This is a genomic window from Longimicrobium sp. (assembly GCF_036399255.1).
GTDB lineage: Bacteria > Gemmatimonadota > Gemmatimonadetes > Longimicrobiales > Longimicrobiaceae > Longimicrobium.
Genome location: NZ_DASWNM010000149.1, coordinates 44,491 through 53,047, shown reverse-complemented (window position 1 = coordinate 53,047; position 8,557 = coordinate 44,491). Strand labels below are relative to the sequence as shown.

10 protein-coding genes are annotated in these 8,557 nt (G+C 68.7%); 3 read left to right on the top strand and 7 right to left on the bottom strand.

The genetic code is table 11. From position 1 onward, the window contains the following. Positions 1–183: 183 nt before the first annotated feature. From VGC13_RS28525 to VGC13_RS28515, 3 genes are all read right to left on the bottom strand, one after another. A complete protein-coding gene (locus VGC13_RS28525; RefSeq protein WP_331128732.1) occupies positions 184–1,017 on the bottom strand; it encodes an SDR family oxidoreductase in 834 nt (277 codons plus the stop codon). 21 nt (positions 1,018–1,038) lie between these two features. After that, the gene (locus VGC13_RS28520) at positions 1,039–1,500 is read right to left on the bottom strand and encodes a putative molybdenum carrier protein (RefSeq protein ID WP_331128731.1); all 462 of its coding nucleotides are present in this window, start codon (positions 1,498–1,500) and stop codon (positions 1,039–1,041) included. A gap of 743 nt (positions 1,501–2,243) precedes the next feature. Further along, on the bottom strand, positions 2,244–2,432 hold the full coding sequence (locus VGC13_RS28515) for a hypothetical protein (protein ID WP_331128730.1): 189 nt from the start codon (positions 2,430–2,432) through the stop codon (positions 2,244–2,246). Between the two features lie 360 nt (positions 2,433–2,792). Between VGC13_RS28515 and VGC13_RS28510 the strand changes: the two genes are divergently transcribed. Further along, positions 2,793–3,104 (top strand): helix-turn-helix domain-containing protein, encoded by a 312-nt coding sequence (locus tag VGC13_RS28510; protein ID WP_331128729.1) that lies wholly within the window; start codon positions 2,793–2,795, stop codon positions 3,102–3,104. 27 nt (positions 3,105–3,131) lie between these two features. Here VGC13_RS28510 and VGC13_RS28505 read toward each other — a convergent pair whose 3' ends face one another. The 3 genes from VGC13_RS28505 to VGC13_RS28495 form a co-directional block, all read right to left on the bottom strand. Further along, complete coding sequence (locus tag VGC13_RS28505) at positions 3,132–3,986, bottom strand: HD domain-containing protein (RefSeq protein WP_331128728.1); 855 nt, start codon at positions 3,984–3,986, stop codon at positions 3,132–3,134. A 97-nt stretch (positions 3,987–4,083) separates the two neighbouring features. Further along, the gene (locus tag VGC13_RS28500) at positions 4,084–4,383 is read right to left on the bottom strand and encodes a hypothetical protein (protein ID WP_331128727.1); all 300 of its coding nucleotides are present in this window, start codon (positions 4,381–4,383) and stop codon (positions 4,084–4,086) included. A gap of 3 nt (positions 4,384–4,386) precedes the next feature. Then, positions 4,387–5,415, bottom strand: coding sequence for a YheT family hydrolase (locus tag VGC13_RS28495; RefSeq protein ID WP_331128726.1), 1,029 nt, complete (start codon positions 5,413–5,415; stop codon positions 4,387–4,389). Between the two features lie 450 nt (positions 5,416–5,865). Here VGC13_RS28495 and VGC13_RS28490 point away from each other — a divergent pair, with 450 nt between their 5' ends. Then, positions 5,866–7,179 (top strand): 1-acyl-sn-glycerol-3-phosphate acyltransferase, encoded by a 1,314-nt coding sequence (locus VGC13_RS28490; protein WP_331128725.1) that lies wholly within the window; start codon positions 5,866–5,868, stop codon positions 7,177–7,179. A 16-nt stretch (positions 7,180–7,195) separates the two neighbouring features. On the opposite strand, the gene VGC13_RS28485 is transcribed toward VGC13_RS28490, so the two are convergent. Next, complete coding sequence (locus VGC13_RS28485) at positions 7,196–7,774, bottom strand: hypothetical protein (RefSeq protein WP_331128724.1); 579 nt, start codon at positions 7,772–7,774, stop codon at positions 7,196–7,198. A gap of 149 nt (positions 7,775–7,923) precedes the next feature. Between VGC13_RS28485 and VGC13_RS28480 the strand changes: the two genes are divergently transcribed. After that, positions 7,924–8,547 (top strand): isochorismatase family cysteine hydrolase, encoded by a 624-nt coding sequence (locus tag VGC13_RS28480; RefSeq protein ID WP_331128723.1) that lies wholly within the window; start codon positions 7,924–7,926, stop codon positions 8,545–8,547. Positions 8,548–8,557: the final 10 nt, after the last annotated feature.

The window sequence follows — 8,557 nt, the reverse complement described above, 5'->3', positions numbered from 1 at the left end:
CCGCCCGTGTCGTAGCCGCAAGGTAAGCACGGGCTACCGCGTCTGCCCTCCAGCAAATCCGACAGTAGATTCCTCGGCCCTGCAACCTCTGGTGTGAAAGCAGGCTACGGCGTGGCCGGGCCTCGGAATGACAGCGCTGGTGGATCTGCCTGGATGCGCAGCGTCGGATTCTTAAACACGCTCTCAGACGGGGGGGAAGAGGACCGCGCTCACGGGCCGGGGGCGCGTGCGCAGCTGGCGGTCGGCGCGGGGGGTGAGCAGGCGCAGGTCGCGCGGGCGGGGCGCGGGAGAGGACGCGCTGGGCGCGGGGGTGATGGCGCCCGGGTCCACGCCGTGGCGCACCGCCAGCAGCACGCCCAGCGCGTAGCGGCTCACCGCCTCGGGGCCGGCCAGGTGCCAGACGCCCGCGCGCCGCTCCGGCGGTAGAAGCGCGACTTCCCACAGCTGCGCGGCGAGGTCCTCCACGGCGATCGGGCAGCGCAGCTCGTCGGTGAACAGGCGCACCGGCTCGCCGCGGCGCAGCGCATCCACCACCCACGCGCTGTTGCGGTCCGGCGGCTCCGCGCGGACGATGAGCGACGTGCGGATGACCGCGGCGTCCGGCATCTCCGCCCGCACGTGCAGCTCCGCCTTCGCCTTCCACCGCCCGTAGTCGTGCACCGGCGCGGGCTCGGCGGATTCGTCGTACGGCGACGCTTCGCCGTCCAGCAGCGCGTCGGTGCTCATGGCGATCAGCCCCGCGCCGCACGCCCGGCAGGCGCGCACCACGCTCTCCGTGGCGCGCCACACGTCGCGCTCGCCCTCCGCGGCGGAATAGGCGGCGTGGATGACGAGGTCCGGGCGCACCCGCATCCACAGCGCCTCCACCGCCGCCGCGTCCGAAAGCTCCACCGCGTGGGATTCCGCGCCTTCCACGGGGGATGAACGGCGGGTGGCGTGGAGGTCCAGGTGCGGAGGCGCCTGGCGGATGAGCTCGCCGCCCAGCAGCCCGCCGCCGCCGGTGATCAGAACGCGCACGATGGATTCAGCCGCGGTGGATCAGGGGAGCACGGCGCGCAGGTACGCGCACGCCGACGCATGAACGCCGGGCGACTCGCTCTCGCGGGGCCCGGCGACGTTCAGCGTGCCAATCTTGTGCGCCCGCAGCCAGCCGCGAAAGGCCTCCGCGTCCGCCGGCGCGTCCAGTTCCCACCGATACACCGGCCGCCCCAGCCGCTTCGCCACCTCCACCGTCAGCTCCGTCCCCGGGCTCGCGGCGGACGTGGTGAGCAGCAGCGTGCCGTCGGAGTCGCGGACGTTCCACTCCGTGCGCTGGGCGGGACCGGCCAAAGGCGTCTCGCGCAGCGGATAGCGCACATCGATGGGCCCGTCCTCCGCCCACCGTCCCGCCGGGCACCATCCGCCGCACGGCATCCCGCGCTCCATCGCCGCGTCCAGCGCCGCCCGGTCCACCCCCGTCTGCCCGCCGGAGAGGATCGTGAGGTGCCCCGCATCAGCCATCATCGATGTTGCGCATGAGCAGAAACAGCATGGCCTCAGAGGGTGTTGCTAAACCCCAAACCTCACAAAGAAGCGATGACTTCCTGAGGGAGCGCACCCCGTGTAACCCGATTCCACACAACCGCCTGCGCGCGACCGAAGGACCTACTCTCCGACGAGGCGGGGCCGACTCCATGCGGCGGGACCAGCCCCGTCGTTCTGCTGGCGAGGTCCTTCGGTCGGCGCCAAGGTGCAGTGTGCAAGCGAGTTACGGGGTGGCGCCTCCCTCAGGAAGTCATTCACGCGGGGATGTTTGGGTTGTTCCTCCGTTAACTCCGTTGACTCCGTGGCACCACTGCCACGGCTCCCGACAGCCGCTCCATACGACCCTAAAGTCGCATTTTTTCTGCAACTTGCGCCACCCGGCCGAATCCGGCATCCGGCCGGGGTGGGATAGGTATGGGATAGGTTTATGCGGCCTTCTTCTCGTTCCGCTCCGCCTCGCTGAGATTGGCCCGCATGCTGCGGCGCGCCTCCGCCGCCCGCACCAAGCACCTCGTTTACCAGCGCGCGTAGCCCGGGATGCAGGTCAACAATCCGTCGGACCCCTCTCTCGGACCGTACTTGGCAGTTTTGCCGGCCGTTCTATCGTGTCCATGAGGTGCGGACGGCTGATCCAAAGCGAGGCGGTCCAACCTAAAGCCGCGCGCCTGATTCGGGACCGGATCAGGCGCGCGTTCATTCGGCCCAACCGTGGCCGTGCGTCAGCAGATTTCCCAGTTCGTCTCGGGGTTACAAAAACGGCAGGAACCAGCGGCATCGTCGGTGCCGCCGCCGCACCCGACCGCAGTGTCGGGGGAGAAGCCGTTGATGGTTCCAGCGCTGCCCTCCGTCGTCTCCGCCGCGAAGGAGACCACTTGGATCTGGTCGAGGTCGAGCTTCAGCTTCTTCATGATCTTCTCCATTGTGCGAAATTGACGGAAAACGATTGGGGAAGGTAACCGTGGGGAGGGGGTGGGGTCAACGGGGGAGATGGGCGGCCTCAAAGCAATCTCCTGCAGGACGAAGACGCCGCGCCCTGTAACGAGCGCGGCGCAGGGGTGCCGATTTCGGTGACGGGGCCGCCGTTAGGCTCCAGTCGTGGAGGCTGACGTCAGCAGGAACGCCAGTTCTGCCGCGCAGCTTATTGTCCATCATCGGCCCCCCTCCAGCGGTTCAGAGCGGGTAGGGCGCGAGCGACATGTCCCTTCTCATACCAAATCTCTTGACAGGCTGTTCACGTCGTTCACTTATTAGCCAACCCCCACCCGGAGTTGGCCGATCCGCTAACGCTTCCCGTGATTACCGAATCACCGGAGGAGCTGGATCGGCTGGTCACGGCAGAGCGCAATGCGCAGGTTCGGCGTCGCCTGCACCTGCTCCTCCTGATCCGTTCCGGCCAGGTGGAGAGCCGGACGGCCGCAGCCGCGCATCTGGCAGTCCATCGCAACACGATCCGCGACTGGCTCCTCCGCTATGAGAGCGGAGATCTGGAGCGGCTGTCGGAGATCAAACAGGGGGCTCCGGATCAAGGATTTACAAGGTCTTCCGGCACCCGCATCGATTCCTTCGCTGACTCCGTGTGAGGCTCATTCTTATACGGATTCAGCGGATCACAGCCGATACGCGGTCTGCACCAGGCGCTTCTCGGCTTCGCCTTCGATGAGCGCTTCGACTTCCACGTAGCTTTCCAGGCCGCTGCCGAGGAGCTTTTCGCGGAACAGCTGGTCCAGCTGAAAGATGCCGGCGCTGTTGGTCATCTCCACCCGGATTCGCACGGGCTTCTCCACGCCCGCCTCCACGTGCACGGCCTCGATGGCCGCGGCGCTGATGGAGTGGATGCTCATGGTGCCCTCGATGCCCATGGCGATGCGCGAGCGGCCCTTGGCCATGTCCAGCGCGTCGGCCACGCGCACGATCCCCGCCTCCACCGTCATGGGCTTGCCGCCGGCGCGGTGGCCGATGATGGCGTGCAGCACCTCGCTGCGGATGATGGTGGCCTGCCCCGGCGGGTAGATGCCCTCCAGCAGCCGCCGCACGATGGGCTGCGCCACGAACAGGGAGAACTCCTCGTGGTCCTTGCGGTGGATGGACATCCCCACGTCGTGCAGCAGGGCGGCAAGGGCCACCACCACCTCGGCGTCGTCCACGCCCATGCCGTAGTTCACCACCACGCCGGGCTGCACGCCGTGCTCCACCAGCACGCGCAGCACCTTGATGGCGATGTTCATCACGATCTTTACGTGCACCGGGCCGTGGTCCGTCATCCCCAGCCGCTCCACGGCGTTCACGTTGGCGGCCAGCCACAGCGCGTACAGCTCGTCGTCGGCGTTGATGCGCTCGATGAGCCGGTCCACCTTGGGATTGCCCCGGGTGGGCACGTTCAGCGGCAGCCTGTGCGCGAACCGCTCTTCCACCGTCCGTCCGAACGTCGACTTTACCGCCGCCGCATCCACGATATCCGTCATCTGCTCCGTCAGTCTCGATTTGCGTGTGAAAACCCGCTTTTTCAAACATTTGTGCAGGTTTGGTTCCTACCCGCGAGGCAGCCCGCCGTGCCATCCTTCATCCGGCCAGGCACTCCAGCACCAGGGCATCGATCTCCATCGCCATCTCCTCCACCCGGTCCGCCACCTCCGGGCTCCGCTTCCGCAGCGGATCGGCCATGTTGCGCGTGATGGGTGCCAGCACGTACAGGTCCTGCACCACTTCCCGGTCCACCAGCCGCTCGCCTTTCCACGCCTGCGCCAGCCGTGCCAGCGCGTCGCACAGCGCGCGATACGCCGCTTCGTCCGCCACCCTCTCCAGCCGCAGCCGGTCGACGAAGGGGTTCCGGAGGATGGACTGCTTCAGCGCCTCGTCCACGGATCACCTCCCCCGCGGCGCGAACGCGTGCATGGCCAGGAAGCGCGCCGCCTCTCGCTCCGCCCAGAACCGCGGCCGGCCCGGCGAACCGGCGATGAAGCCCACGTGCCCGCCGTGCGGCACGAAGGCGGTGTGCAGCGCGGGATTGGCGTCGATGGCGTCGTGGGGGATGGCGCGCTCGTCCACGAACGGGTCGTCCAGCGCGTGCACCAGCAGCGTGGGGACGCGGATGGCGGGCAGGAACCGCGCGCTGCTGGAGCGCGTGTAGTAGTCGTCCGCGCCGTCGAAGCCGTGCAGCCGCGCCGTCACCACGTCGTCGAAGTCGCGGAACGAGCGGGAGCGCAGCAGCCGCCGCTCGTCCAGTTCCGCGGCGTACAGGCCGATGCCGGCGGCGCGCTTGCCGCGGTACTTGTCCACCAGCCGCCGGACGAAGTGGCGCGTGTACACCCGCCCCATGAACGATGCCGCCAGCTTGTCGGCCCCGCGCCCCAGGTCGAAGGGCACCGAGACGGCGGCGGCGGCGCGGATGCGCGACGCGTCGCCCTGCTCGCCCAGGGACTTGAGCAGCACGTTTGCGCCCAGCGAAAAGCCGACCCCCAGCAGCGTCGCGCGGGGATACCGGCTGGCGAGCAGGTCCAGCAGAAAGCCCAGGTCGCCCGTCTCGCCGGCGTGGTAGAAGCGCGCGGTGCGGTTGGGCTCGCCGCTGCACGAGCGAAAGTTCATCGCCACGGTGCGGACGCCGTGCTCGGCCAGCGCGCGGCAGGTTTCCAGCACGTACGACGACTGCGCGCTCCCCTCCAGCCCGTGGACGACCACGCACAGCGGCGCGTCGTCGCCCGCGGCGGGCGCGCCGCCGACGGTGGCGAAGTCCAGGTCCAGGAAGTCGCCGTCCGGCGTCTCCAGGCGCTCGCGGCGGTAGCGCACGCCGTGCGGCGGCCGCAGGTAGCGGCCGGCGATGGTCTGCGCGTGCGCGCCCGGCAGCCACCAGGCGGGCCGAAAGGGGCGCGGGGTGAAGGTGTCTGGTTCCGTCATGACGGCAATCTATCGCCCTGCCCCTTTCCCCTTCCACCCGCCCCGGCGATTATTCCGCGTCGGCCCGGTCGCGATCGGGCAACGGTGGCGATTGCGGGGCTGAGTCTGGAGCGCTCCGAACGGGTTCGCACTGCGTCCGCGGGCGCCCCCCACCCCGGCCCTCCCCGCAAACAGCGCGGGGGAGGGTGACGCGACCCACAGGTATCCAGAGCGGGACCGAAGTTCAACCTCCCCCAGCAGTTTTGGGGGAGGTGCGAGCCTAAGCGAGCGGAGGGGGCGCCGTCGGACGTGCTCCGAAACCAGCCGAAGCGCCATCGAATTCTCCCCTCTCCCCGAGGAACGAGGGGGAGGGGCCGGGGGAGGGGCCCCCCCGCGGCCGCAGTTCGATCCCTTCGTCACCGCCCCGAATCATCCCGACCTCACACATCCTCCCGAATCCCCTTCCCTGCCGTGTGGCTCCTTCCGCTGTTCCCGCGCGTCTCCAAGCTCGTCGCCAGCACCTTTTACCGGCTCGCCATGGCGGGCGGAACGGTGCCGGAGGAGGGGCCGGTGCTGCTGGTGGCCAACCACCCCAACTCGCTGATGGACCCCGCGCTGGTGGCGGCGGTGGCGGGGCGGCCGGTGCGGTTCATGGCCAAGGCGCCGCTGTTCACCGATCCCATGGTGGGGTGGCTGGTGCGCGGGGCGGGCTCCATTCCCGTCTACCGCCGCGCGGACGACGCGGGCGAGGTGGCAAAGAACGAGGACAGCTTCCGCGCCGTCTACGCCGCGCTGGCCGAGGGCGCCGCGGTCGCCATCTTTCCCGAGGGAATCAGCCACAGCCAGCCCGCGCTGGCGCCGCTCAAGACGGGCGCGGCGCGCATCGCGCTGGGCGGCGCGGCGCTGCTGGGCCGCCCGCTTCCCATCGTCCCCGTGGGGCTGACCTTTCGCCGCAAGGATACGTTCCGGTCCGACGCGCTGGCCGTGGTGGGCGAGCCGGTGGACTGGACCGGGCTGGAGGGGCGCGGGGTGGATGACCACGAGGCCGTCCGCCAGCTGACGGCGCGCATCGACGCGGCGCTGCAGGCGGTGACGGTGAACCTGGAGCGCTGGGAAGACGCGCCGCTGGTGGAGATGGCGGAGGCCGTCTACGCCGCCGAGCTCCCCACCGACCCCTCCCCCGCGTCGCGCGTCTTTCGCACGCGCCAGACCACCGCCGCGATGGCCCGCCTGCGCCGCGAGCGCCCGGCGGAGTTCGAGTCGCTGGCGCGCGCGGTCCATGCCCACGTGCGCACGCTGCGGGTGCTGCGGATGACGCCGGTGGAGGTAAAGGCCTCCGCCAGCGCGGCCGAGGCCGCAAAGTGGACCTTTCGCCAGCTGACGGTGCTGCGCTCGCTGCTTCCCGTGGCGGCGGTGGGGATGGCGCTGTTCTACGTCCCCTACCGCCTGACCGGCTTTCTGGTGGATCGCGCAAAGCCGCCGCAGGACATCCGCGCCACCTACAAGGCGCTCGCGGGCATCGCGCTGCACCTGCTGTGGACGGTGCTGCTGGCCGCCGCCATCGGGTGGAGGTGGGGATGGAAGATGGGCCTCGCCGCGCTGGTCGTGCTGCCGGTGGTCGCCTTTCTTACCGTGATCGTGGTCGACATGTGGCGGCGCGCGCGCGGCGAGGCGCGGCGCTTCTTCGTCCGTGCCCGCCGCGGCGAGGCGCTGCTGGAGCTGCGGGAGCGGCAGCGCGCGCTCGCGCTTCGGCTGGCGGAGACGTGGGAGACGGTGCGGAGCTGAGCACGAGTCATCCCGTTTACGTGAGCAGGCGAACGCCCTCCGCCGTGTGAAGGTCCTTGCGAAGCAGCGCGGATAGGATGCCGATCTCCCCTTGCATCTCCTTCAGCGCGGTTCGGCTGGGCTCCAGGTCGAATTGTTTGTTGTCAATCGCGAGTTTCAACGCACCCGCAATGAGGTCTATCAGCGAATCAAAGGTGCGACTCGCGCTCCTGGCTGCTTGCTCGGCGCCTGCATCGGCGCTCAGAATGGTGATCCAGGCAGCGCCCTCGTTCAGACTGGAAATGGCGGCCCTGTACGGCTCGGACGCAATGATCTTGTTCACCTCATCGAGCCATGGCCCCCGCTGCTGCTCGATGAGATCGAGGATCTCGCAAATCATACGCTCCGCCTGCCAATACGACGCCAGGAATCCGGCGTACTGAGTCAGCCGGTCCGCGCGCTCCTTTCTTTCTGCTTCCCACCGGCCTTGACGAGCCTGTTCCGTGAGTTCAAGCCTGCGCACCGTGATCTGGTGCCTGTTGTTCAGCAACCCGGTCAGAACCGTGATGATCGCACCAATTGCCGTGCCAATTAGGCCATACGCCGCAGCTTCCATAGATTCTCCTTTCATTGTAGAGAGAGGTGATGCAGATAGAGTAAAGCGGCGGCGCTTCGCTGCAAGAGATTTGTGCGTCGCAGTGCGGCACACACTGTGCGCCCGATGGGCTTCATCGATCCCGATCCACTCACCGCCCGAAAGCGACGATGCCGGAACACAACCCGGACCTGCACGGAAGCGCGCCCGACACCCATCCGGTGGCGCTAATGATCATCGACATGATCAACGACCTGGAGTTCGAGGGCGGCGAGCAGGTCGCGGCTCCCGCGCTGGCGGCGGCGGAGCGGATCGCGGCGCTCAAGCGCGAGGCGCGGGCGCGCGAGATCCCCGTCATCTACGCCAACGACAACTTTGGCAAGTGGCGCTCGGACTTTCGCGAGGTGGTAAAGCACTGCCTGGAAGACGGCGTGCGCGGCCAGCGCATCGTGGAGCTGCTGGCGCCCGACCGCGACGACTACTTCGTGCTCAAGCCCAAGCACTCGGCGTTCTTCGAGAGCACGCTGGCCACGCTGCTGGAGCACCTGGGCACGCAGCACCTGATCCTTACCGGCATTACCGCCGACATCTGCGTGCTGATGACGGCCAGCGACGCGTACATGCGCGACTACCGCGTGCACGTGCCGCCTGACTGCGTGGCTTCGCTGGAGTCCATCGACACCAAGCAGGCGCTGCGCTACATGCAGCGCGTGCTGAACGCCGACGTTACGCTATCCACCGATCTGGACCTGGATGCGCTCTCGGCCCAGACGGCGGGGGCCGGGGTGGAGTGAGGTGAAGGGG

What these genes read in the sequence shown, in the direction of transcription:
- VGC13_RS28515 (WP_331128730.1), bottom strand. Translation starts at nt 2,432, where the DNA reads ATGAAGAAGCTGAAGCTCGACCTCGACCAGATCCAAGTGGTCTCCTTC.
- VGC13_RS28480 (WP_331128723.1), top strand. Translation starts at nt 7,924, where the DNA reads ATGCCGGAACACAACCCGGACCTGCACGGAAGCGCGCCCGACACCCAT.
- VGC13_RS28505 (WP_331128728.1), bottom strand. Translation starts at nt 3,986, where the DNA reads ATGACGGATATCGTGGATGCGGCGGCGGTAAAGTCGACGTTCGGACGG.
- VGC13_RS28520 (WP_331128731.1), bottom strand. Translation starts at nt 1,500, where the DNA reads ATGGCTGATGCGGGGCACCTCACGATCCTCTCCGGCGGGCAGACGGGG.
- VGC13_RS28495 (WP_331128726.1), bottom strand. Translation starts at nt 5,415, where the DNA reads ATGACGGAACCAGACACCTTCACCCCGCGCCCCTTTCGGCCCGCCTGG.
- VGC13_RS28485 (WP_331128724.1), bottom strand. Translation starts at nt 7,774, where the DNA reads ATGGAAGCTGCGGCGTATGGCCTAATTGGCACGGCAATTGGTGCGATC.